The organism is Mycolicibacterium llatzerense (assembly GCF_000878195.1).
GTDB lineage: Bacteria > Actinomycetota > Actinomycetes > Mycobacteriales > Mycobacteriaceae > Mycobacterium > Mycobacterium llatzerense.
In genome coordinates this window covers 58,447-80,122 of the sequence record NZ_JXST01000031.1, presented here as the reverse complement: position 1 = coordinate 80,122, position 21,676 = coordinate 58,447, and the positions used below count along the sequence as shown (strand labels likewise).

24 protein-coding genes are annotated in these 21,676 nt (G+C 66.8%); 14 read left to right on the top strand and 10 right to left on the bottom strand.

Going from position 1 to position 21,676, the window contains the following annotated elements; translation table 11 throughout:
• Window positions 1-310 precede the first annotated feature (310 nt).
• Complete coding sequence (locus TL10_RS20605; protein WP_043987074.1) at window positions 311-1,327, top strand: TIGR03617 family F420-dependent LLM class oxidoreductase; 1,017 nt, start codon at window positions 311-313, stop codon at window positions 1,325-1,327.
• A gap of 2 nt (window positions 1,328-1,329) precedes the next feature.
• Here TL10_RS20605 and TL10_RS20600 read toward each other — a convergent pair whose 3' ends face one another.
• The 3 genes from TL10_RS20600 to TL10_RS29740 form a co-directional block, all read right to left on the bottom strand.
• Complete coding sequence (locus tag TL10_RS20600) at window positions 1,330-1,698, bottom strand: zinc ribbon domain-containing protein YjdM (RefSeq protein ID WP_043987072.1); 369 nt, start codon at window positions 1,696-1,698, stop codon at window positions 1,330-1,332.
• Between the two features lie 81 nt (window positions 1,699-1,779).
• Window positions 1,780-2,067: a hypothetical protein gene (locus tag TL10_RS20595; RefSeq protein ID WP_131630778.1), complete on the bottom strand. Its 288-nt coding sequence runs from the start codon at window positions 2,065-2,067 to the stop codon at window positions 1,780-1,782.
• A 31-nt stretch (window positions 2,068-2,098) separates the two neighbouring features.
• Window positions 2,099-2,704, bottom strand: coding sequence for a TetR/AcrR family transcriptional regulator (locus TL10_RS29740; RefSeq protein WP_081936559.1), 606 nt, complete (start codon window positions 2,702-2,704; stop codon window positions 2,099-2,101).
• Between the two features lie 108 nt (window positions 2,705-2,812).
• Here TL10_RS29740 and TL10_RS29735 point away from each other — a divergent pair, with 108 nt between their 5' ends.
• The 5 genes from TL10_RS29735 to TL10_RS20565 all read left to right on the top strand — a co-directional run bounded on the left by TL10_RS29735 (window position 2,813) and on the right by TL10_RS20565 (window position 6,267).
• Window positions 2,813-3,550 carry a DUF8737 domain-containing protein gene (locus TL10_RS29735; protein ID WP_052506485.1) on the top strand — a complete coding sequence of 246 codons (738 nt, stop codon included), beginning with the start codon at window positions 2,813-2,815 and terminating at the stop codon, window positions 3,548-3,550.
• Between the two features lies 1 nt (window position 3,551).
• Window positions 3,552-4,067: a DUF302 domain-containing protein gene (locus TL10_RS20580; protein WP_043987070.1), complete on the top strand. Its 516-nt coding sequence runs from the start codon at window positions 3,552-3,554 to the stop codon at window positions 4,065-4,067.
• Window positions 4,068-4,134: 67 nt separating this feature from the next.
• On the top strand, window positions 4,135-4,749 hold the full coding sequence (locus TL10_RS20575) for a class I SAM-dependent methyltransferase (protein WP_043392070.1): 615 nt from the start codon (window positions 4,135-4,137) through the stop codon (window positions 4,747-4,749).
• Window positions 4,750-4,759: 10 nt separating this feature from the next.
• Window positions 4,760-5,401: an FKBP-type peptidyl-prolyl cis-trans isomerase gene (locus TL10_RS20570; protein ID WP_110789161.1), complete on the top strand. Its 642-nt coding sequence runs from the start codon at window positions 4,760-4,762 to the stop codon at window positions 5,399-5,401.
• 182 nt (window positions 5,402-5,583) lie between these two features.
• Window positions 5,584-6,267 (top strand): sensor domain-containing protein, encoded by a 684-nt coding sequence (locus tag TL10_RS20565; protein ID WP_043987068.1) that lies wholly within the window; start codon window positions 5,584-5,586, stop codon window positions 6,265-6,267.
• A 9-nt stretch (window positions 6,268-6,276) separates the two neighbouring features.
• Here the strand turns inward: TL10_RS20565 and TL10_RS20560 are convergent, their stop codons facing one another.
• From TL10_RS20560 to TL10_RS20550, 3 genes are all read right to left on the bottom strand, one after another.
• Complete coding sequence (locus TL10_RS20560; protein WP_043987067.1) at window positions 6,277-6,552, bottom strand: hypothetical protein; 276 nt, start codon at window positions 6,550-6,552, stop codon at window positions 6,277-6,279.
• A 58-nt stretch (window positions 6,553-6,610) separates the two neighbouring features.
• A complete protein-coding gene (locus tag TL10_RS20555) occupies window positions 6,611-7,195 on the bottom strand; it encodes a hypothetical protein (protein ID WP_308204115.1) in 585 nt (194 codons plus the stop codon).
• A gap of 64 nt (window positions 7,196-7,259) precedes the next feature.
• Window positions 7,260-7,760 (bottom strand): UCP032817 domain-containing protein, encoded by a 501-nt coding sequence (locus TL10_RS20550; protein ID WP_082068024.1) that lies wholly within the window; start codon window positions 7,758-7,760, stop codon window positions 7,260-7,262.
• Between the two features lie 61 nt (window positions 7,761-7,821).
• Between TL10_RS20550 and TL10_RS20545 the strand changes: the two genes are divergently transcribed.
• Entirely contained in the window at window positions 7,822-9,006 is a 1,185-nt protein-coding gene (locus TL10_RS20545; protein ID WP_082068023.1) for an FAD-dependent oxidoreductase, read from the top strand.
• Here TL10_RS20545 and TL10_RS20540 read toward each other — a convergent pair.
• Window positions 8,992-10,200 carry a cytochrome P450 gene (locus TL10_RS20540; protein ID WP_043987065.1) on the bottom strand — a complete coding sequence of 403 codons (1,209 nt, stop codon included), beginning with the start codon at window positions 10,198-10,200 and terminating at the stop codon, window positions 8,992-8,994. The two genes, TL10_RS20545 and TL10_RS20540, sit on opposite strands and share 15 nt — an antisense overlap.
• Complete coding sequence (locus tag TL10_RS20535; protein ID WP_043987064.1) at window positions 10,201-10,995, bottom strand: spirocyclase AveC family protein; 795 nt, start codon at window positions 10,993-10,995, stop codon at window positions 10,201-10,203. It lies immediately after the preceding gene.
• A gap of 240 nt (window positions 10,996-11,235) precedes the next feature.
• On the opposite strand from TL10_RS20535, the gene TL10_RS20530 reads away from it, so the two are divergent.
• Entirely contained in the window at window positions 11,236-11,871 is a 636-nt protein-coding gene (locus TL10_RS20530) for a TetR/AcrR family transcriptional regulator (RefSeq protein WP_081936593.1), read from the top strand.
• 4 nt (window positions 11,872-11,875) lie between these two features.
• Here the strand turns inward: TL10_RS20530 and TL10_RS20525 are convergent, their stop codons facing one another.
• Window positions 11,876-13,027, bottom strand: a complete 1,152-nt coding sequence (locus TL10_RS20525; RefSeq protein ID WP_043987063.1) for an acyltransferase family protein — start codon at window positions 13,025-13,027, stop codon at window positions 11,876-11,878.
• 37 nt (window positions 13,028-13,064) lie between these two features.
• On the opposite strand from TL10_RS20525, the gene TL10_RS20520 reads away from it, so the two are divergent.
• Complete coding sequence (locus TL10_RS20520) at window positions 13,065-14,108, top strand: alpha/beta fold hydrolase (protein WP_043987094.1); 1,044 nt, start codon at window positions 13,065-13,067, stop codon at window positions 14,106-14,108.
• A gap of 83 nt (window positions 14,109-14,191) precedes the next feature.
• Window positions 14,192-14,914, top strand: a complete 723-nt coding sequence (locus TL10_RS20515; RefSeq protein ID WP_082068021.1) for a class I SAM-dependent methyltransferase — start codon at window positions 14,192-14,194, stop codon at window positions 14,912-14,914.
• Here TL10_RS20515 and TL10_RS20510 read toward each other — a convergent pair.
• Entirely contained in the window at window positions 14,883-17,405 is a 2,523-nt protein-coding gene (locus tag TL10_RS20510; protein ID WP_043987062.1) for a DEAD/DEAH box helicase, read from the bottom strand. The two genes, TL10_RS20515 and TL10_RS20510, sit on opposite strands and share 32 nt — an antisense overlap.
• Window positions 17,406-17,464: 59 nt before the next feature.
• Here TL10_RS20510 and TL10_RS20505 point away from each other — a divergent pair, with 59 nt between their 5' ends.
• The 4 genes from TL10_RS20505 to aceA all read left to right on the top strand — a co-directional run bounded on the left by TL10_RS20505 (window position 17,465) and on the right by aceA (window position 21,662).
• Window positions 17,465-18,109, top strand: coding sequence for a GAP family protein (locus tag TL10_RS20505; RefSeq protein WP_043987061.1), 645 nt, complete (start codon window positions 17,465-17,467; stop codon window positions 18,107-18,109).
• Entirely contained in the window at window positions 18,106-18,888 is a 783-nt protein-coding gene (locus TL10_RS20500) for a glutaminyl-peptide cyclotransferase (protein WP_202813122.1), read from the top strand. The genes TL10_RS20505 and TL10_RS20500 overlap by 4 nt, the downstream gene beginning before the upstream one ends.
• A 27-nt stretch (window positions 18,889-18,915) precedes the next feature.
• Window positions 18,916-19,311, top strand: a complete 396-nt coding sequence (locus tag TL10_RS20495) for a tautomerase family protein (RefSeq protein ID WP_043987092.1) — start codon at window positions 18,916-18,918, stop codon at window positions 19,309-19,311.
• A 74-nt stretch (window positions 19,312-19,385) separates the two neighbouring features.
• Complete coding sequence (gene aceA / locus TL10_RS20490) at window positions 19,386-21,662, top strand: isocitrate lyase ICL2 (RefSeq protein ID WP_043987058.1); 2,277 nt, start codon at window positions 19,386-19,388, stop codon at window positions 21,660-21,662.
• Window positions 21,663-21,676 lie beyond the last annotated feature (14 nt).

Sequence of the window (21,676 nt, the reverse complement as noted above, 5' to 3'; positions counted from 1 at the left end):
CTACGTCGGCAACGGAAAACCCCGCGGCTCACACCCCAAACCAGACGAACTGTCACCAATGTCCTGACACACCAACTGTCACCAATGTCCTGATGCAGAACTGTCACCGATGTCCTGATACATCACAGCGTCCGGGTCACTCACCGCCAAGCATTCGCTCATACGTTCGATAATACCCGGCACCCCCGACAAGTGCCACAGCTTGTTCAACGCCCCGCTGCACCGCCATTCGGGTGGCGCAGAGGGGCGACTTTGCCTGCGATGCTGGGTATCTCACCGTTGTCAAGCGCCACAGCCGTAGGCTGCCAGCGTGCACGTCGACGTGATGACCGTTCCGCAGCCATTGGCTCAGATGGGCGCGCTTGCCCGTCGCGCGCAGGCCGCCGGATTCTCCGGCCTCCTGCTGACCGAGACCGGACGGACCGCATATCTCAGCGCCGCGGTCGCCTCCCAGACCGCTCCGGGACTCGAGCTGTCCACCGGTGTCGCGGTGGCTTTTCCACGAAGTCCGTTCGTCACCGCGGCGTCGGCGTGGGAACTGCAGGAAGCGACGGGCGGCAAGTTCCGGCTGGGCATCGGCACCCAGGTCCGCACCCACGTGGTGCGGCGCTACGGGATGCCCTTCGAGCAGCCCGGCCCGCGGTTGCGGGACTACGTCCGCGCGGTGAAAGCCTGTTTCACGGCGTTCCGGACGGGCAAGCTCGATCATCACGGCGATTTCTACGACCTCGACTTCATCACGCCGCAATGGAGCCCGGGGCCCATCGACGCACCCGATCCCAAGGTCGACATCGCCGCGGTGAATCCGTGGATGTTGCGCATGGCCGGCGAGGTCGCGGACGGTGTGCACATTCACCCACTCGGCGAGCCGGGCTACATCGCGCGCCACGTGCTGCCCAATGTGGCTGCGGGAGCGGAGAAAGCGGGCCGCTCCCCCGCCGACATCGACACGATCATCCCGGCCATGACGATCGTCGGCGACACCGACGAGGAGCGGCACAACGAACGCGAGCTCGTCCGCGCCAGCATGAGCTTCTACGGCAGCACCCCGAACTATGCGTTCATCTGGGACGAGGCCGGTTTCGAGGGCACCACCGCGCGCCTGCGCGAGAAGCAGAAGGCCGGCGACATGGCCGGCATGATGGCGCAGATCACCGACGACCACATCGCGGCCTTCGCCACCGAATCCACCTGGGATGAGCTGGCGGACAAGCTCATTGCCAAATATGCGGGCGTCGCGACGCGCGTGGTGCTGTACAACGCCCTCGGCGGATCCGACCGGTTCGAGCGGTACGGCGAGATCGCGCGGAGACTATCAGCGCAATAGCGTCAGGAGGACTTCTTGACGACGCTCGACTTGAGCTGAAGGCGACCGAAACCCGGCACGTTGGCGTCGATGTCGTGGTCACCGACGCCGTCCGTGATGAGCGTGATGCCGCGGACCTTGGTCCCGACCTTGATGGCGCCGCCCCCGCCGCCCGAGACCTTGACGCTCTTCACCAGCGTGACGCTGTCGCCATCGGCGAGCACATTGCCCACCGCGTCCTTCACCACTCGCCCACTGTCGGCATCGGAGTCCCCGCTATCGCCGGCAGCCCACTCGTGGGCACACATCGGGCACGCGTAGAGCGCGCCGGACTCGTAGGTGTACTCGCTGGCACACGCAGGGCAGGGTGGCATCGGGGCAGTGTCCGTCATCCCACCATTCTCGCTGTAGTCATCTGCGCTGGCGCCATCGGCTGCGGGGCCACGATCACGGCTCTGCTCGGCTGAGATTCATCAGGCCATTCGGCGTAGCTGTAAGGCGCTGCCCGCTGCCACGACGACGCCTCCGACAAGGAAGAAGCCGTCGGTTGTGTTGTGCAGAGACCGCTGCTGATCGAAGGATCGCGTGACGACTCGCCCCTTCTCGAGGTCGGTACAGGTCTGGCCTGGACTCATCGGCCGCCCCGAGCACTCGACAGGCAGCAGCAGTAGCCGGACGATGCCGACGCCGATCAGTACCAGGCCGACCACGATGCCGATCTTGTTGGCGATCACCATCGATCGACGAGACGGACGGTGCATGCCAGCGATCATGTCAGCTCCGGCCGAGAAATCAGGGCAACGCCAACGTGCGGTACGTCGCCGTCAGCCACTGCGGGCCGTTGCAGAAATCATGGTCGATCCACCACGCCAGCAGACCCAACGTGGCTGAGGTGTAGAACTCCGCCGACACCTCAGCGGGCACAGCGGGCTCCGCAGAGGTGAGCTGGGGTCGCAGATGCTTACGAAGGACGTCGCCGATCAAGTGGCGCAGATGGCGCTGAACCACGTCGCCGCCATATCGGCCGCACAGCGCGCGGTAGATCTGCTGATGCCGGTACGCGTGGTCGAAAAGCATTGCCGCGGGCAAGGTTACGTCGACGGCACCGGACGCCGGAATGGCGGCGAGCGCGTCGCCGAGTTGTTCGCGCATGTCGTCGAAACTCGCGGTCAGTAGTGCTTCTTTGTCACGGAAATGCACATAGAAGGTCGATCGGCCGACGTCGGCGCGGTCGAGGATGTCCTGGATGGTGGTCTTGTCGTAGCCCTGCTCAACGACCAGTTCCAGGAAGGCGGAGTGGAGCAGTTTCCGGGTACGCCGCACCCGGCGGTCGGTGACCGACGCGCCACGATTCCCCGAATTCCGAACAGATTTCGGCTCTTGTTCGGTTCTGGACATCTCGCCCCCATTGGTTGTTGACGGAATTTCGGCCCTCTCCCTTCAATTGAACATGCTGTACGGAAACTAACCAAGTGTTCGACAAAATCAATGAATCGGGAGAATGTCATGAGCTATGCATGGGCGATTGTGGCGGCCGGGTTGGTCGGCACCATCGCGACAATCAGCGCAATGTTGTTCCGCGGCGCCATCGCCGCGAATCTAGGGAGGCGGCGGGCCACCCGAATCGCCGCCATATTCGGAACCCTCTGGACCACTTGGATTTTGGTGAGCTCGATGCTTGCCCACGCCGAGGTATATCGGTTCGCCCCGGCGAAGATCGAACCGTGGTTGGCCTTGGGCATGGTCGTACCCCTCGTGGCGGTCCTGCTCGCGACCAGGACCCCGGTCGCGTCCCGAATCCTGGATCAGCCGGACACCCAGTGGTGGCTGACCGTCGCGCAGATCTTCCGGATCGAAGGGGCCGCCTTCCTGATCGTGATGGCAATTGGCGGACTACCCGCCGGATTCGCACTGCCCGCCGGATTGGGTGATATCGCAATCGGTTTCGGTGCGATCTACCTGGCCCGCCATCTTCGGAATGGGAACGCCGGCCGACGACTGGTGTGGTTCAACACACTGGGACTGCTCGACCTGGTAGTCGCAACGGCACTCGGCGTCACCGCGGCGCCGGGCCTTGCGCACGTGCTGCAGCTATCGCCGTCGACCGAGCAGATCGCCCTGCTGCCACTCGTGCTGATTCCGACCACTCTGGTGCCCCTCGCCGCGGCGCTGCACATCGTGTCGTTGCGCAAGCTCTCGACGGCCGCGCCTACGGCGTCCAAGTCGATCCTGGTCGGAGCCTGACATGACCACGGCCATCCCGCACCAGGTCAACCGCTTCGTCGTCGACACCGATGACTCCTTCGACGGACTGCGCCGGCGTTTCGAAACCCTGGTACCCACAATCGATTTCGCCGAACTCACCGAAGTGATCGAATCAGGTGACCTGGCTGCCGTACAGCGCTACACCGCAGCGCGCGCTCCGCATTCGTTCGTCAACTTCTGGACGTTCGATCCGACGCCCATGATGGCACTGGCGGGCAACCCGACCCGCGCGATCACCTACATGGTGGGCAACAACGTCATCGCCGAAACGATGTTCCGCCGCGATCCCGGCGTCATGCTCTACGCACCGATGCGCGCGGCCATCTACGAGGATCTCTACGGCGCAGTGCATTTCAGCATCGACCAACCATCGAGCAAGTTCGGTAGCTTCGGCGACCCACAGATCGCGGCGGTGGGCAGGCAACTCGATCACAAACTCACGGAACTGCTGCGGCTGCTGGGCCTGACCGTGCCGACAGAGCTGGACGCCGCGTGACTGTGAGCCCCATGCGGGCAAATATCCCTGCATAGGGCTGACGGTCGACGAGTGGAAGAATCGGGGCATGATCGAACAGAGCCTCTGGATGCAAAAGGTCGAGGCGAATCCCGCGCACTCGCAGTGGTACATCGATCGCTTCCGGACATTGGCCCGCGCCGGTGAAGACCTGGTCGGCGAAGCCCGCCTGATCGACGCGATGGCTGCCCGCGGCGCCCGCATTCTCGACGCCGGTTGTGGGCCCGGCCGGATCGGCGGATACCTCGCCGAGGCTGGGCACGACGTGGTCGGGGTGGACGTCGACCCCGCTTTGATCGCGGCCGCCGAGGAGGATCACCCCGGGCCGCGCTGGCTGGTGGGAGACCTCGCCGAGCTCGACCTGCCTGCTCGCGGCATCCCTGAGCCGTTCGATCTCATCGTGTCGGCCGGCAACGTGATGACGTTCGTCGCCCCGAGCACCCGCGTTCAGGTGCTCTCCCGGCTTGGCGCCCACCTGGCCGACGACGGCCGCGCGGTGATCGGTTTCGGTGCCGGCCGCGACTACCCGTTCAGCGACTTCTTCGCCGACGTGACCGAAGCCGGGCTTACCCCGGACCTGCTGTTGTCCACGTGGGATGTGCGGCCGTTCACCGACGATTCCGACTTCCTGGTCGCAGTTCTGAGACCGAACAGGCCCCGGTAGCGTGGCAACGATGAACTTCTCCCGCGTGTCCTCCTCTGTTGCACTGACCGCCTGCGCCGCATCACTGGCCGTCGCGCTGACCGCCTGTGGCTCCGACGAAAAGCCGGCAGCCGCGACCACGACCCAGGCACCGCTGGTGACGACGACCCCGAGCCCGGTCACCGCCATGGACAACTCCACGACCGCGGCCGCCCGTAGCTGCCCGATGGCCGAGGGACAGGGCGGCGCGCCCGAGTGGACGCTGAGCGGCGCCACCGGCAGCGTCGCGGTCACCGGCTCCACCGACAGCGCCGCCCCGGTCGTCACGGTCAAGGGCCCGTTCAGCGTGAATCAGACCCAGGTGCAGACGCTGAAGGCCGGCACCGGGCCCGTCGTCCCCGAAACCGCGACGGTCTCCGTCTGCTACGCGGGCTTCAACGGCCGTGACGGATCGAAGTTCGACAGCGCGTACGACCGCGGCGCCCCGGCCACCTTCTCGCTCATGCGCGTCGTGCCCGGCTTCCAGAAGGCCATCGCCGGCCAGAAGGTCGGCTCCACCGTCGCGGTCGCGATGACCTCGGCCGACGGCTACCCCGACGGCCAGCCGAGCGCAGGCATCGAGAAGGGCGACTCGCTGGTGTTCGCGATCAAGATCCTCGACGTTTCGAACTGATCTCTGCCCTGCAGTGTCGCGGCGAACCTGTTATCAAGAACATCGTTCATCGTTACCGCGAAACACCGTCGAGCAGGGGCGGCCCGGTCCCAATTGACGCCACAATAGAAATGTTGGAGTGCCGCGCTGTGGAGGACAGCGCGGTGCGTCAGTAAGTCGCCGCTGCCGCGACGGGAGGGTGTATGCGCAGCTCAGTAGGCATAGTCGCTGTCGTCGTGGTTGGTGTTTTGACCGCGGGCTGTGGCAGCACCCAGGGCAAGGCCGTGCCGGTGACCACGCCGCCGATGGTGCCCCGACCACTGGTCGAACGGGAACTCGACGGGCTGCTGCTGAACCCCGAGCAAGTGAACGCCACGATGGGTTCGACGGCCATGGCCGTGCTCGGCGCCCAGGCGACCATGTCGGACAACAGCAGCACGATGGCACCACCGGAGTGCCTCGCCATCGACGGCGCGGCCGAAGCGACCGTGTACGCGAGCAGCGGGTTCTGGGCCGAGCGCGAGCAGAGCATGAACGACGGGGACAAGTTCACCCACTACCTGAAACAGGCCGTGGTCCTGTTTCCGACGCAGGACAAAGCGCAGGAGTTCTTCAACGCATCAGCGCAGCTGTGGCCCGCGTGCAAGCAATACACGCACACGCAGAGTCAGTCGCAGTGGACCGCCGGGCCGATCGCCAACGCCCACGACATTCTCAGCGTGGTCTCGACCGAACAAGACGCGGCCGCACCCGGCTGGGCGTGCGGCCGCGCCCTCGCTCACAAGAACAACGTCGTCATCGACATCAACACGTGCAGTCCCGACCCGGCGGACACGGCGGTCCAAGTCGCCAATCAGATCGGCACCAACGTCGCGGCGCGATGGTGACGGCAGCGGTTATCCGCCGTTGGTGACCGGGTTCGACGTCAGGGTGATGAAGCCGTCGTTGATCCACACGCCCCAGCGACCGCCCCAGGCCGAGGTCCACACGACCGGCTGACCGTCCCAGACCTCAGACGGCTTCTTCGGGGCCCACGGCGGCGGCACCTCGCCCTGCCCGGGCGCAGGTGGCGGCGGCTGAGCCGCGGCCAGCGGCATCCCGAAGCCCAGCGCGGCCGCGGCGAGCGATCCCGCGATGGCTGCGGCAGACAAGGTCTTCTTGATCGAGGTCATGTGCTCCCCTGCGTCGACTGCGATTACTTAGCGTATGTAATCACATTACGCCGAACCCTCACTGCGATGGGGTGGCCACAAATCCGGACTGCGGCGGCGCCGCGTCAGGGCCACCCGGCGCCGGAGCCGAACCGGGCTTCGGGTCGTAGTACCCGGGCGGTGGCGGGCCGTTCAACGGGTAGTAGCCGGGAGGCAGCGCGGGTCCCCCGGTCTTGGGGCCGGTGTCGACGATCGGGTTCGATGACGCCGGATCGGTCAGCGAGATGAAGCCGGGCGGCAGTTTGGGCGCCGGCCCCGCATTGGGTGGTGCTCCGGGCGCCTCCTCGGGCGGCATGGTGAGCGCCTCGATCGGGTTACCGCTGTGGAAGGTGTGCCAGATGTCCCGCAGGTACCCCAACTGGCCCGGGGTACTTCCGGCGCCGTAGGTCGGGTTCTCGATCTCGGGGACTGTCGGAGCTCCGATCGGCGGCGCGGCCACCGGGCCGCTGGGGCCGCCTGCGGGCTCCACGACGGGCTGGCCTGGTGCAGGTGTCGTCGGCGTGGCAGGGTCCGCCGCAGCCGGACCGGCCGCGGCGAACGCGCCGGCAAGCAGAATGCCGCCGACGATCATCGGCGGTCGGAAACGCTGTCGTTCGGTCTTCAAATGCTCGTCCGTTCTGTCAACCGGCTTCCGTAACGGGTCAGGCTATCGCGTGAGCGGGCCTCCGTCACCTTGTTCGGACCTGCATGGCCCGGTATGCCGACCGAATTTCGTCGACCCGAGTCGCCCCGATCCCCCACGGCTTGTCGACTCCGACCTGCTCGTCGAGATCCCACAGCACGCAGATCTCGTCGGGTCCGGCGACCTTTTCCCAGGCGATGACCGTGCGCCGGAGCTGCTCGTGCATCGGCTCGGCCACCGCATCTGCGGGTGCGCCGCCCTCGGGGTGATGATGAAGGAACTGGCCGTAGGCGCTATCGCAGAACGCCGAATACCTTGCCGTACAAAGGATCAGGCCATGCCAGGCCTCATCGACGGCGTGCGACGGCATGCCGATCACCTGACCGTCCCGCATGGCCGCCCCGCAACACCGCAGCCACTGCCGCAGGCCCTCTGCCACGAGATCCCGTGGCTGCCAAGGGCAGGTCTTGAACACCGCCGGCGGCAATTCGAGATCCGCCACCGCAGCGTTCATCTGGCCCAGCGGCCCCTGGCGCTTGAATCGCACTCTGCCACTGTAGGTCGTGGAATCCGGAGGTAGTGTCGCAGAGACGCCGCGGGAGGAAACGATGACGGTTCTGATCGCAGGGGCCGGGCCGACGGGACTGACGGCAGCATGCGGATTGCTCCAGCGCGGGGTCGACGTCAGGATCGTCGATGAGGCAGATGGCCCCGCAACGACTTCGAGAGCGATCGGAGTGTGGTCGCCGACCCTCGGCGTGCTCCAACGGCTTGGCGCACTTGGGGATCTGTCTGACCGAATCCTGCCGGTGCGGCGGGCGGTCTATCGTGCCGGCGGCAAGGTGCATGAGCTCGACGGGCTGGACGAACTTCTGCCCGACGGCCAACCGCCCATCGCGATGGTTTCACAGGTCGAACTCGAACACCGGCTGCGGGAACGGCTCTCGCAACTCGGTGGGGCGGTCGAGTGGTCGACCGCAGTCACCGGCCGAGCTGGTGACACCGACGGTGTTGCAGTGCAATTGAATTCGAGCCAAAGCTACGAAGCCGACTGGCTGATCGGCTGCGACGGCGCCCATAGCCAGGTACGCAAGATTGCCGGCATCCCCTTCAGCGGATCCGCTGTTGCCGAACGGCTGCTGCTCGCGGACCTTCATCTGGATCTGCCGGCAGACCGTGAGGCTGTGCATGTCTGGTTGAGCAGAACTGCCACAGTCGCAATGTTCCCGCTGCCGGGCGCAAACGACGACCTGTGGCGCCTGGTCACCGAGGTCCCGCACGATGCCGAACCTCCCGACATCGCCGAACACTTCCGGCATTTTCTGCACACACAGGCCGGCGACGATGTCCGGCTTACCGGCATCGACTGGACGTCGCGGTTCGTCATCAATCAACGCGTCGCGCGGACCTACCGCAGTGGGCGCATATTGCTGGCCGGCGATGCAGCCCACGTACACAGTCCCCTCGGCGGCCAGGGCATGAACATGGGCATCGCCGACGCCGAGAACCTGGCGGCCAAACTCGCCCTGGTGGCGACGGGACACGCTCCCGAGAGTCTCGTGGACTCCTACGAGCGCGAACGCCGTCCGCCGGCCCGGCGCGTCGTCGCTGCCACCGGCCTGGCAACCCGGGTCGCTTTCTCGCGCAACCCGATCGTCACGTGGACGCGGGACAATATCGCCATACCGGTGGGTTTCACCGTCGCTCGGCGGCGGTTCGTGCGGAGATGGGCTGTCCAGGCGGTGATTCGCACCCAGACAGCGTTGCGTTCGGCGCCGTCACCGATGTCCTGAATCCGTTCGCACGGGCATCCGCGACCAGCCGCGCACGCTCGAGGTCCGGGCGCGCTGCGCGTTCGCATGGTCGACCTGCCAATCAGTCCAGCGCTTGAACACCTCCTCGAACGCGACGCGGGCTTCCAGCCGGGCCAACGCGGCGCCGAGGCAGAAGTGGATGCCCTGACCGAAACTGAGGTGACCGGTCTTGCGATGGATGTCGTAGCGATCGGGATCGGCGAATTGCCGATCGTCCCGGTTCGCCGACCCGTTGAGCAGCAACAGGTACGAGCCTTCGGCCACGCGCTGCCCATGCCAGTCGACATCGCGCGCGACGTATCGGGCCTGCACCGGCGATGGCGCCTCGAACCGCAGGGTCTCCTCGACCGCCGCCGGAATCAGAGCCGGGTTCGCCACGAGTTCGCGGCGCTGATCGGGGTGTTCGCCCAGCAGTTGACCCATGAATCCGATGAGCCGAGCACTGGTTTCGTTACCGGCGCCGGCAATCATCGTGGTGTAGGCCAACACCTCGCCGCGATCCAGCGGCCGCAATTCCCCGTCGGCGCCCTCCACCTCGGCGGTGAGCAGATCGGTCATCAGGTCGTCGGAGGGATGACGGGCCCGCCAGTCGATGTACTCGACGAAAGCCGCCATCGAATCCTGGAAGATCGTCGTGCTGATGTCGCCGGCGCTGCCGTCGGAGCCGACGGTGATGCGCTCGTCCGTGCCGTCCCGGATCACCTGTTGATCGGACTCGGGGATGCCCAGCAGATAGCCGATGGTCCGCATCGCCAGGACGGCACCGAGCTGCGTCACGAAGTCGAACCCGTCGAGATCACGTAGCGGATCGAGGGCGCGGCAACAGAATTCGCGCACCTGGCCCTCCACCGCCGACATCCGGCGCGGCGTGAACACCCGCGACAGCAAGCGGCGGTGCAGATCGTGCAACGGCGGATCCTCGAACAGCAGAATGCCCGGCGGCACCTCGATGCCGCTGAACAGGATGTCCGGCGCGGTGCCGTGCCCGGACCGGTAGGCCTGCCAGTCCGGAAGCGCCTGCGCCACATCGTCATAGCGGCTCAGCGCATAGAAGTTGTACTTCTCGTTGTAGTACAACGGCGCCTCGGCCCGCATCCGCTGCCAGATGGGGTACGGATCGTCGTCGATGCCGTAATCGAAAGGGTCGTAGTACAACTCGGCCTGCTCGATCATCTACCGTCCTGTCATCGGCTGGTTGGGCACCCCGGGGAAGAGCTCGGTCTCGGGTCCGGCAGTCACCCAGCCGGCCAGTTTCGCCGCCAGATGCGGCGCGAACACCGCGCCATAGAGCAGGTTTCCCACCACGACGACCGCGACCACGGACAGCACGGCGGACTGGGTGCGCGTCGCCGCCCGCTTGTCGGCCCAGACCTCGATGACGCTCCGCCCCTTGGTGTCGGTGCGGCCCAGCAGGTAGGTGAACACCATCATCTGGATGCCCATGGCCAGCGAGTCATAGATGGGGTACTGATTCCGGGTGCCCTCCCACAGGCCGAGGCCCGGGATCACCCTGCCGTAGTAGAAGACCCCCAGCCTGGCCCCGAGGATCGCGTTGAACATGAAGGCCCAACAGAATCCGACGACCAGGCCGACGGTGAGCATGGTCGTCGGTTGGCGCAGTTGCCACCGTCGGCACACCCACCGCCCGATGGCCGCCGCGATGACCGCGGGCAGCGCGAAGTAGGACATGTAGCCGATCGGCACCGGTGCCGGCAGCCCGCCCCAGGTCATGTTCAGCGGCCACCAGGACGGCATGCGCGGGATGGCCGGCGCGAACTGGGCGTACATCGCCCAGTCATAGGGGGCTTCGATCCACGAGAACGACAAGGCCGAGATGCACAGCAGCAGAAGCGGATGCGGCCGTCCGCGGCGAACGCTGAGGTACCCGCCGAGCAGCACGAAGGCGAGTCCGCCCACGTAGGCGAAGCCGATGGCGGCCGTCATCAGCGGCGTCAGGCCGGGGGTCATCGCGGCTCGTCACTGTCGGTGCTGCGACGGGCTTCCGGGTCGAAACGCAGTACCGCGGCGTAGATCACGATCACCAGCCCGAACAGCGTGCCGAGCATGACGACCGCACCCATGTCGAGTCCTTTCTGGCGGAAACGCGAGGTTTGGATAGTAGACACTATCCATAAATTCGCCGTCAAGGGCCGCTATGTTTGGACCGTCCGGGAGCCGGACGAGTCAGAGGAGCTTGCCACCGTGACCCTGCCCGAAACGCCGCCGCGTACGGCCTCGCCGCGCCGCCCGCGTGGCGAGGCTCGGCGCCTGCTGCTCGCCGAGGCACAGAACCTGTTCTCCCGCAAGGACTATCGCAGCACCACGACCCGGGAGATCGCCGATGCGGCCGGCGTCACCGAGCACCTGCTGTTCCGGTACTTCGGTTCCAAGGCCGGTCTGTTCCGCGAAGCACTGGTGCTGCCGTTCACCGACTTCGTCGACGGCTTCGCCCAAACCTGGCAGTCATTGCGCCCCGAAGACACCGATGAACAAACCCTGGCACGGCATTTCGTCGGTCAGCTCTACGACGTACTCGCCGAACATCGCGGGCTGCTGCTCACCCTGGTCGCAGCCGAAGACCTCGGCGACGAGATGGAAAGCGCCGGGATCGCCGACATCAGGGCGGCCCTGGCGACGCTGGGCCGGATCAGCTCCGAGGGCATGCAGCTGCGCGGGATGACGTCGGAACAACCTGCCCTGCCCGCACATTCGACGGTGGCGATGATCGTCGGAATGGTCGCCCTTCGCCCCACGCTGTTCGGTGACAACCCGCCGTCCCGAGACGCGATCGTCGACGAACTGGTGCAGGCCACGCTGCACGGCTTCTTGCACCGCACCGGCTGAGCCGTCAGGCGGCCTGCGCCGGACTGTCTTCGCCCACAACGGCCTGCCGCCGGGCTTCCCAGCGCCGCAGCGCCATCCGGCACGGCTCCTCCAGCAGCGCATAACTCACCGCGGCCACCGCGAGTCCGAACGTCGTCGTCAGGACCATCACCACCGGCAGCGCCCCAGGAAATGACGTCGGCCCGACCATGGCGAGCACCATGTCCAGTGCGGCGAGGTGCCACAGGAACAGCCCGTACGACCAGCGACCGAGCGTCACCATCGGTGCACTTCCCAACACGCGGTGCTGATCGTTCGGAGCGCCGAGGACCAAGGGCGCCAACAGCGCTCCGGCGACGACGGCCCCCAAGGCGGTCCGCGTGATGAACTGGCCGAGCGTGGCGTGGTGGTGCCCTGCCGGCAGGGCCAACGGAGACGCCGCGACCAGAAAGGCGGCGACAGCCACGATCATCAGGATGGTCCGCTGCCGGGCCAACTGATGCAGCCAGCTGTAGGGCCGGAACATCCACTCCGCCAACAACATCCCGACAGCGAACCAAGAAGCGTAGGCCGGTAGCCAGGTCAGCGGATTGGCCCCGTGGTACGCGGGGATCGGTAGATAACCCCAACCGAAACTGAGCAGCGCCACCCCAGCGATCACCGGAACCCGTAGCCGCGGCCGCAATTTCGCGGCAAGGAGCGCCAGCAGCGGCACGACGAGATAGAACGCCACCTCGACCGACAGGCTCCACATCTGCGTGAGCCCGGCGATGAGGGTCTTCGGGACGAAGACCTGGGTAAGGGTCAGGTTCGCGATCCACACGGTCCGGTCCGCGCTGCGCGCGTCCGGCAGCAGGGTCAGTACCACGACCACCGCCAGCAGATAGGCCGGCATGATCCGGACCAACCGAGAACGGTAGTAGGGCGCCGCCTCGGGTTCGGCCCGCAACCCATGCGCCGCAGCGGCATGGCCACGCCACAGCAGGAAGCCCGACAACGCGAAGAACACCGCCACCGACAGGTCGAAGCGGGCCAGCAACCGGCCCACGACGCCATCGGTGTAGCCGGTCTGCAAGGCCACATGCGTGAGCACCACACCCAGCGCCGCGACGGCCCGCAGCCCCTCCACCGCAGGCAGGAACCCACGGGTTCCGCTGACGGGCGCAGGGGCGGTCATGCGATCAGTTTGCCCGATCCACCGTAGGCTCGTGGTGATGGTGGCGGAGTCTGCGTTGCGGTTCCTTCCCCGCGGCGGGCGCCGCGTGGCGTACGAGGTGCGCGGGAACGGTCCGCCCCTCATTGCTCCGGCCTGGTGGGTGAGCCACCTCGAACTGGACTGGCAGAGCGCGGGCTTCAGGCGTTTCTGGACAGGCGTCGCGGACGGATACACGCTGATCCGCTATGACCGGCTGGGAGTGGGCGTGTCCGACCGCACCCTGCGGGATTCGGATCTGACCATCGACGAGGACGTCGCGACACTCTGCGCGCTCCTTGACGAGCTGGAACTCGAACGCGTGTCACTGATCGGCGGTTCAGCCGGCAGCTGTACCGCAATCGCTTTTGCCGCAACCTATCCCGAGCGCGTCGAGCGGATGGTGCTGTACGGTTCCTACTCCGATGGGGCGGCGATCACCACTGCGGACGTGGCAGATGCCATTGTCGCGGCGGTTCGGGCGCACTGGGGACTCGGCTCGCGCGTTCTCAGCGACCTCTTCCTCGCCGGCGCCGACGCCGACGAGCACGAGCGATTTGCCCGGTTTCAGCGGGAATCGGCGACTGCCGAGACCGCCGCCGCGTTGCTGAATCTGGTCTATCGCGCCGACGTCCGGGCACATCTTCCTGGCATCGGCGCGCCGACCCTGGTCGTGCACCGTCGCGACGACCGCGCCATCCCATACGCGCTCGGGCGCGAGGTTGCGGCCGCGATTCCCGGCGCAACTCTGGTACCGCTGCAGGGCAGCGCTCACTTTCCCTGGCACGGCGATATCGATTCCGTAGTCGAGGCTTGCCGCGAAGTACTGGCCCCCGGGCAGTCGTCACCGCACGGCACGAGAGAGCCGGAGCAAGTCCTGCTCTCCGGTCGCGAGCGGGAGATCCTCGCCTGCGTCGCAAGGGGTCTGAGCGATCACGAGATCGCCGAGCATCTGGTCCTGAGCCCGCACACCGTTCACCGCCACGTCGCCAACATCCGCCGCAAGCTCGGCCGCACCACACGCACGGCGGCCGTCGCGGAAGCCGCGCGCCGAGGACTGTTGTGAGCGGATAGCCGGAACGGGCCATCAGCGGATGATGGCCGTTTCGCGGGATGCGTGCACGGTGCGGCATTCCATAGGTTTGCCGCATGACGCAGATCGAGAACACCGAATGCCGAACGCCCGCACCATCGGCGGCGTGGTTGCGGATCATGGCGCAGATCTACGATCCGTTCTGCTGGCTGGGCGAAGTCGCGGGGATGAAGCGCCGACGCCGAGCCCTCCTCAGTGGCGCTCGTGGGCAGGTTGTCGAAATCGGCGCCGGTACCGGGCTGAACTTCGAGCACTATCCCGACGGCATCACGGAGCTGGTCGTCACCGAACCCGTTGCAGCGATGCGCCGACGGCTCGCACGACGCCTGCAGCGCCAGGATTACCGGGCGCGGATCGTCGACGCATCAGCTGAACACCTCCCGCTGGCCGATGCGTCCGTGGACACCGTCGTCTCGACGCTCGTGTTGTGCACCGTCGACGAACCTGAACGCGCACTTCGCGAAATCGCCCGCGTGCTGCGACCGGACGGGCAGTTGCTGTTCATCGAGCACGTGCGTGCGAGCTCGCGATTCCTCGCAGCCTGCCAGGACCGACTCGAAGGCCCTTGGCGCCACTTTGCCGGCGGGTGCCGGTGCAACCGCGCCACCATCGAGCTGATGCGCGCCAACGGATTCTGTGTCGCTGCCACCGACGACGTATGGCGCGGCATGCCGGCGATCGTCCACCCGCTCATGGTGGGGCGGGCGACTACGTCAACGGTATGTACACCCGGACGGACTGACCCGGCTAGTCCGACCGCCCGGCCGCGACCAGTCTGATAACCGGTGCGCCGTCCTCGTCCGACGCGGCGAGATCGACCTCCACGTCGATCCCCCAGTCGTGGTCGTGAGCCGGGTCGTCGAGGATCTGGCGGATGCGCCATACGCCTGGCGCACGGTCGAAGATCAACATGGCGGGCCCGCGGGCGTCCGCCCCGGTGCCGAGGTCGACGTGCTCGGCGAAATACTGCTCCCCCACCGCTTCCCACCGCGGCGCCGTCCACCCCGACGCGGCGTCGAGTGCACCGAGCTCGTCCCAACGGCGTCGGGCCCACAGCTCCACCCGCCGGAACAGGGCGTTGCGAACCATCGCGGTGAAGGCCCGCTCGTTGCCGGTCAGCGGCCGCACGGGAGCCATCACCGCTACCTCGTCGACCTGGTCGGCACTGGTCAGCTGCTCCCATTCGTCGAGCAGGCTCGAATCCACCTGGCGCACAAGCTCTCCCAGCCATTCGACGATGTCCGTGAGCTCGTCGGTCCGCGCGGCAGCCGGAACTCCCGACCGCAGCGCCTTGAAGGCGTCGGACAGGTAGCGCAGCACCGCACCCTCGGTGCGGGTCAGCCCGTAAGCGCTGACGTACTCCTTGAACGTGAGTCCCTGTTCCCACATCTCGCGCACGACGGACTTCGGGGCGGGATGCCCGTCAGCCGCCCACGGGTTGCTTCTGCAGTACACCTCGAAGCAGTGCGCCAGCAGCTCGTCGAGCGGGCGTGGATAGGTGATGTCGTCCAGGAGTTCGATGCGCTCGTCGTATTCGATGCCTTCGGCCTTCATGGCGGCGACGGCCTCGCCACGGGCCTTCTTCAACTGGGCCGCCAGGATCTGGCGCGGATCCTCGAGCGTCGCCTCGATCACCGAAACCACGTCGAGCGCAAAGGTATCCGATGCCGGGTCGAGCAACTCGACGGCCGCCAGCGCGAACGTCGACAGCGGTTGGTTCAGCGCGAAATCCGGTGGCAGGTCGACGGTCAGTCGGTAGCGCCGCCCGTCCGGCTCGGGTTCGACGAGTCGTTCCAGCACCCCGGCTTGCAGCAGTGAGCGCGCGATTCCGACCGCTTCGCGGATGTGCCGCAGCTGGCGCTTGCGTGGCTCGTGGTTGTCGCCGAGCAGCCGGCGCATGGCCAGGCAGGGGTCACCTGGACGGTCGACGACGTCGAGGATCATGGCCGTCGATACCCGCATGTTGCTCGTCAGCGCTTCGGGTGCGGCCTCGACCAGACGGGTCATGGTGTTCTCGCCCCACGGCACCATGCCCTCGGGAGCTTTGCGGCGCACCAGCTTTCGCCGTTTCTTCGGATCGTCGGCGACCTTGGCGAACTGTTTGAGGTTCTCCACCTCGTGCTCGGGGGCCTGCACCACGACGGTGCCCGCGGTGTCGTAGCCGGCCCGCCCGGCGCGGCCGGCGATCTGATGGAACTCCCGGGCGTTCAGCAGCCGGGTGCGGGTGCCGTCGTACTTCGACAGCGCCGAGAACACCACGGTGCGGATCGGTACATTGATGCCGACGCCGAGGGTGTCGGTGCCGCAGATGACCTTCAGCAGCCCCGCCTGGGCCAGTTGCTCCACCAGGCGCCGGTACTTGGGCAGCATGCCGGCGTGGTGCACACCGATGCCGTGCCGGACCAGCCGCGACAGCGTCGAGCCGAACGCCGTCGTGAACCGGAAGCCGCCGATATGGGCGGCGATCGCCGCCTTCTCCTCTTTGGTACACACATTGACGCTCATCAGCGCCTGCGCCCGCTCGAGCGCGGCGGCCTGGGTGAAATGCACGACGTAGATCGGCGACTGTTTGGTCTGCAGCAGATCGGCGATGGTCTCGTGCATCGCAGTGGTGGCGTAGCTGTAGTAGAGCGGCACGGGCCGCTCGGCGTTGGCCACCAGCGCCGTTGTCCGGCCGGTGCGCCGGGTGAGGTCCTCACGCAGGACGGTCACGTCGCCGAGCGTCGCGGACATCAACAGGAACTGGGCCGCGGGCAATTCCAGCAGCGGCACCTGCCAGGCCCAGCCGCGGTCGGGATCGCCGTAGAAATGGAACTCGTCCATCACCACCAAACCGATGTCCGCTTGTGCGCCCTCGCGCAGCGCGATGTTCGCCAGGATCTCGGCCGTGCACGCGATGATCGGTGCCCCGGCGTTGACCGCCGCGTCGCCGGTGAGCATCCCGACATTGGCGGCGCCGAAAACGTCACACAACGCGAAGAACTTCTCACTGACCAGTGCCTTGATGGGCGCGGTGTAGTAACTGCGCCGGTTCGAAGCGAGGGCGAAATAGACCCCGCCGGTGGCTACCAGCGACTTGCCGGAACCGGTCGGCGTCGCCAGCACCACGTTGGCGCCACTGACCAGCTCGATCAGCGCCTCCTCCTGCGCCGGATACAGCGCAGTGCCCGACGCCTCGGCCCACTCGGCGAACGACGCGAGCAATTCGTCGGGGTCGGCGCCGGTGGCGCGCAGGGCGGTCAGGTCCGCGGGGTCGTCAAGAAGTGCCATCGTGGGTCAAGCGTGCCCGATCACCGGCCGCGCGGCTGCGGCGGGCAGGGATTGGCAGGATGGCTGGTGTGACGTGGTTGCTCCCCGACGCGCTCATCGTGGCGCTGTCCCCGATGGCGGTGCTGCCGCCGGTGCTGCTCCTGTTGTACTCGGACCGGCCCCGCAGCACCGGTCTGACCTACCTGTGCGGGTGGCTGGCCGGTCTGACGGTCGTGATCAGCGCGGTGGTGCTGGTGTCCCCGGTCGGCCAGTCGCACGCCGCCACGACCAGTTCGCGCCTGCAGCTCGGCATCGGCATCGCGCTGATCGTGCTCGGCGTCGTCACCTGGCTGCGGCGCAAGCACTACGCGCAGGCGACGGGCTGGCTCACCCGGCTGCAGTCCGCGTCACCACTGGTCACGGCCGTCACGGGAGTCGCCTTCGCGGTCGCCAATCCGAAGTTCATCCTGGCGTGTATCGCCGGTGGCGTGGCCATCGACGCATTTCTGGCCAGTCCCGCCGAAAAGGCCACTGCGATCGGCTATTTCGTCGTGTTGGCCGGATCCACCACGGCCGCGCCGATCTTCGCGCACCTGGTGGCCTCGCGGTATGCCGAGAAGGGCCTGGAGCGGATGCGCCACTGGGTGCAGGAACACACGGCCGCGATCACTGCGGTGACGCTGTCGGCAGTAGGGGCGCTGCTGGTCCTGGTGGCGTCGTTGTGAGACTCCTGATGGCCGCGGTACTGCTGGCGGGCTGCGCGGCAGTCCCGACCGCCGGTGCCGATCAGATTGCCAGGCTGCGTCCCGTCGTCCTCGAACAGTTCGACCACGACCCCGTCTCCTTCACCGAGGGCATGTTCGTCGACGGGCCGACCCTGTATGAGAGCTCGGGCCTGGAGGGCAAGTCCGCATTGCGTGAACTCGACGCCGCCACGGGGCAGCTACGCCGCGCCGTACCGCTGCCGCCCGCCTATTTCGGTGAGGGTATCGCCGATGCCGGCGCGCACCTGTGGCAGGTGACGTACGAGAACGGCGTCGCGATCGAGTGGGACAAGGCCACACTCACCATGCTGCGCGAAGTACCGCTCGCAGGCGAGGGGTGGGGCCTGTGCCGCGCGGGCGACCGGCTGATCCGTAGCGACGGTTCCGCCCTACTGCATTTCCACACCGTGGACGACATGCGCGAAACCGGGGCCATGACCGTGACCTACAACGGAATTCAGGTGTCCGGGCTCAACAGCCTCGACTGTGTCGGCAACCGGATCTGGGCCAACGTGTTCCCGACCGACCAGATCATCGAGATCGACGGCACGACGGGCGCCGTCACGGCGGTGGTGTACGCCACCGGTCTGCGCGACCCGGCCTGGCAGGGCGAGGTCGGGGTGCTCAACGGCATCGCGCATCTCGGCGATGAGCAGTTTCTCGTCACGGGCAAGTACTGGCCGGCGGTGTTCCGGGTCCGCTTCGATCCGGCCACAGCGGCAGAAATTCAGGTGCGCTGACGGCCGTCGGGTGTGACGATCTGGGCCATGCCGAGTTCACTGATCGAGGTCCGCCGTCAGTACAGCCAGCCCGACGAGGTCGCCATCATCGATGCCGTCCACAGTGCGCTGGTTGCCGCGTTCCGGATCCCGGTCGGCGACAAGCACGTCCGGCTGCTGGTTCATGAACCGCACCGGGTTTCGCATGCCCCGCACCTCGAACACCCCGAGCGGTACACGCTGGTGACCATCGACTGTTTCGCCGGCCGATCGGTGGCTGCCAAGCGGGAGCTTTACCGCGAGATCGTCGGCCGCCTGGCCGCCTTCGACATTCCAGCCGATCACATCACGATCCTGCTCCGCGAGAGTGCGCTCGAGAACTGGGGCATCCGCGGCGGGCGGGCGGCCTGCGACGTCAACCTCGGGTTCGACGTGAATGTCTGAACGCGTATTCACGGCCGCCCCGCGGCGATAGGCTCGGAGGGCTCATCGGAACCAGGCTCAGCAAGGAGCAGTCCATGACCCTCGAAGCAGTCGCGACGTCATTCGAGCAGAACGTCGCAGCCGTGCAGGAGTATTTCGACAGCCCCCGTTTCGACGGCATAACGCGGCTCTACACCGCGCGTCAGGTGGTCGAACAGCGTGGCACCATCCCGTCCGACTACCCCGTGGCCAGGCAGGCCGCCGAAGCGTTCTATCCGCGGTTGCGCGAATTGTTCGCGCAAAAGAAGAGCATCACCACGTTCGGGCCGTACTCCCCCGGCCAGGCGGTGGTGATGAAGCGGATCGGCATCGAAGGCATCTACCTCGGTGGTTGGGCCACCTCGGCCAAGGGTTCCATCAGTGAAGACCCCGGTCCCGACCTGGCAAGCTACCCGCTGAGCCAAGTGCCCGACGAAGCCGCCGGTCTGGTGCGCGCGCTGCTGACCGCGGACCGCAATCAGCAGTACCTGCGCCTGCAGATGACCGACGAACAACGGGCGACCACCCCCGCCGTCGATTACCGGCCGTTCATCATCGCCGACGCCGACACCGGTCATGGTGGAGATGCCCACGTACGCAACCTGATTCGCCGTTTCGTCGAGTCCGGTGTGCCGGGCTACCACATCGAGGATCAGCGGCCCGGCACCAAGAAATGCGGCCACCAGGGCGGCAAGGTGCTGGTCCCGTCGGACGAACAGCTCAAGCGTCTCAACACCGCGCGCTTCCAGCTGGACATGATGGGTGTGCCGGGAATCATCGTGGCGCGCACCGACGCCGAGGCCGCCAACCTCATCGACAGCGCTGCCGATGAGCGCGACCAGCCGTTCCTGCTGGGCGCCACCAACCTCAAGATCCCGTCCTACAAGTCGTGTTTCCTGGCGATGGTGCGGCGGTTCCACGACAAGGGCGTCACCGATCTGCGCGGGCACCTGCTCTATGCGCTGCCCCAGGGGCAGTACGCCACCGCCGAGGCCTGGCTGGACAGCCACGGCATCGCGGCGCTCATCGACGACGCGGCCGCTGCCTGGAATCCGAACGCCGGACAGTCCGTCGACTCGGTTTTCGACAAGGTCGAGTCGAAATTCGTCGAAGCCTGGCAGGCGGATTCGGGTCTCAACACCTACTGCGATGCCGTCGCCGAAGTGCTGCAGTTCCGGGCCAAGGAGGGCGAGGCCGTCGCGATGAGCCCGGATGAGTGGCGCACGTTCGCCGCGCGCGCGTCGCTGTACGCGGCCCGGGAGAAGGCCCGCGAACTGGGGGCGGACGTGGCGTGGGACAGTGACCTCGCCAAGACCCCCGAGGGCTACTACCAGGTGCGCGGCGGCATCCCCTACGCGATCGCGAAATCGCTTGCGGCCGCACCGTTCGCGGACATCCTGTGGATGGAGACCAAGACCGCGGACCTGGCGGAGGCCCGCGAATTCGCCGAGGCCATCCACGCCGAGTTCCCGGACCAGATGATGGCCTACAACCTGTCGCCGTCGTTCAACTGGGACACCACCGGCATGACGGATGACGAAATGCGGGCGTTCCCAGAGGAACTCGGCAAGATGGGCTTCGTCTTCAACTTCATCACCTACGGCGGTCACCAGGTGGACGGTGTGGCGTGCGAAGAGTTCGCGACGTCCCTGCGGCAAGAAGGCATGCTGGCGCTGGCCCGGCTGCAACGCAAGATGCGGCTGGTCGAATCTCCTTACCGCACACCGCAAACGCTCGTCGGCGGCCCGCGCAGCGACGCCGCGCTGGCAGCATCGTCGGGCCGCACCGCGACCACCAAGGCGATGGGTGCCGGGTCCACCCAGCACCAGCACCTGGTCCAGACCGAGGTGCCCAAGAAGCTGCTCGAGGAGTGGCTGGCCATGTGGAGCGACCACTACCAGATCGGCGAGCAGCTGCACGTGCAGCTGCGTCCGCGCCGTGCCGGTTCGGACGTCCTGGATCTGGGCATCTACGGCAGCGGCGAGGAGCCGCTGGCCAACGTCGTCGTCGACCCGATCAAGGACCGGCACGGACGCAACATCCTGACGGTGCGCGACCAGAACACCTTCGCCGAGAAGCTGCGGCAGAAGCGCCTGATGGATCTGATCCACGTGTGGCTGATCCACCGGTTCAAGTCCGAGATCGTCTACTACGTGACGCCGACCGAGGACAACATCTACCAGACCGAGAAGATGAAGTCGCACGGCTTGTTCAGCAACGTGTACCAGGAGGTCGGCGAGATCATCGTGGCCGACGTCAACCAGCCGCGGATCGACGAACTGCTGGCGCCGGACCGCGAGGCCCTGGGCCGCTTGATCCGCAAAGAGGACTAGACCGACGCGGTCGC

What these genes read in the sequence shown, in the direction of transcription:
- TL10_RS20600 (WP_043987072.1), bottom strand. Translation starts at nt 1,698, where the DNA reads ATGACGGACACTGCCCCGATGCCACCCTGCCCTGCGTGTGCCAGCGAG.
- TL10_RS20595 (WP_131630778.1), bottom strand. Translation starts at nt 2,067, where the DNA reads ATGCACCGTCCGTCTCGTCGATCGATGGTGATCGCCAACAAGATCGGC.
- TL10_RS29740 (WP_081936559.1), bottom strand. Translation starts at nt 2,704, where the DNA reads ATGTCCAGAACCGAACAAGAGCCGAAATCTGTTCGGAATTCGGGGAAT.
- TL10_RS29735 (WP_052506485.1), top strand. Translation starts at nt 2,813, where the DNA reads ATGAGCTATGCATGGGCGATTGTGGCGGCCGGGTTGGTCGGCACCATC.
- TL10_RS20580 (WP_043987070.1), top strand. Translation starts at nt 3,552, where the DNA reads ATGACCACGGCCATCCCGCACCAGGTCAACCGCTTCGTCGTCGACACC.
- TL10_RS20575 (WP_043392070.1), top strand. Translation starts at nt 4,135, where the DNA reads ATGATCGAACAGAGCCTCTGGATGCAAAAGGTCGAGGCGAATCCCGCG.
- TL10_RS20570 (WP_110789161.1), top strand. Translation starts at nt 4,760, where the DNA reads ATGAACTTCTCCCGCGTGTCCTCCTCTGTTGCACTGACCGCCTGCGCC.
- TL10_RS20565 (WP_043987068.1), top strand. Translation starts at nt 5,584, where the DNA reads ATGCGCAGCTCAGTAGGCATAGTCGCTGTCGTCGTGGTTGGTGTTTTG.
- TL10_RS20560 (WP_043987067.1), bottom strand. Translation starts at nt 6,552, where the DNA reads ATGACCTCGATCAAGAAGACCTTGTCTGCCGCAGCCATCGCGGGATCG.
- TL10_RS20545 (WP_082068023.1), top strand. Translation starts at nt 7,822, where the DNA reads ATGACGGTTCTGATCGCAGGGGCCGGGCCGACGGGACTGACGGCAGCA.
- TL10_RS20540 (WP_043987065.1), bottom strand. Translation starts at nt 10,200, where the DNA reads ATGATCGAGCAGGCCGAGTTGTACTACGACCCTTTCGATTACGGCATC.
- TL10_RS20535 (WP_043987064.1), bottom strand. Translation starts at nt 10,995, where the DNA reads ATGACCCCCGGCCTGACGCCGCTGATGACGGCCGCCATCGGCTTCGCC.
- TL10_RS20525 (WP_043987063.1), bottom strand. Translation starts at nt 13,027, where the DNA reads ATGACCGCCCCTGCGCCCGTCAGCGGAACCCGTGGGTTCCTGCCTGCG.
- TL10_RS20520 (WP_043987094.1), top strand. Translation starts at nt 13,065, where the DNA reads ATGGTGGCGGAGTCTGCGTTGCGGTTCCTTCCCCGCGGCGGGCGCCGC.
- TL10_RS20515 (WP_082068021.1), top strand. Translation starts at nt 14,192, where the DNA reads ATGACGCAGATCGAGAACACCGAATGCCGAACGCCCGCACCATCGGCG.
- TL10_RS20510 (WP_043987062.1), bottom strand. Translation starts at nt 17,405, where the DNA reads ATGGCACTTCTTGACGACCCCGCGGACCTGACCGCCCTGCGCGCCACC.
- TL10_RS20505 (WP_043987061.1), top strand. Translation starts at nt 17,465, where the DNA reads ATGGCTGGTGTGACGTGGTTGCTCCCCGACGCGCTCATCGTGGCGCTG.
- TL10_RS20495 (WP_043987092.1), top strand. Translation starts at nt 18,916, where the DNA reads ATGCCGAGTTCACTGATCGAGGTCCGCCGTCAGTACAGCCAGCCCGAC.
- aceA (WP_043987058.1), top strand. Translation starts at nt 19,386, where the DNA reads ATGACCCTCGAAGCAGTCGCGACGTCATTCGAGCAGAACGTCGCAGCC.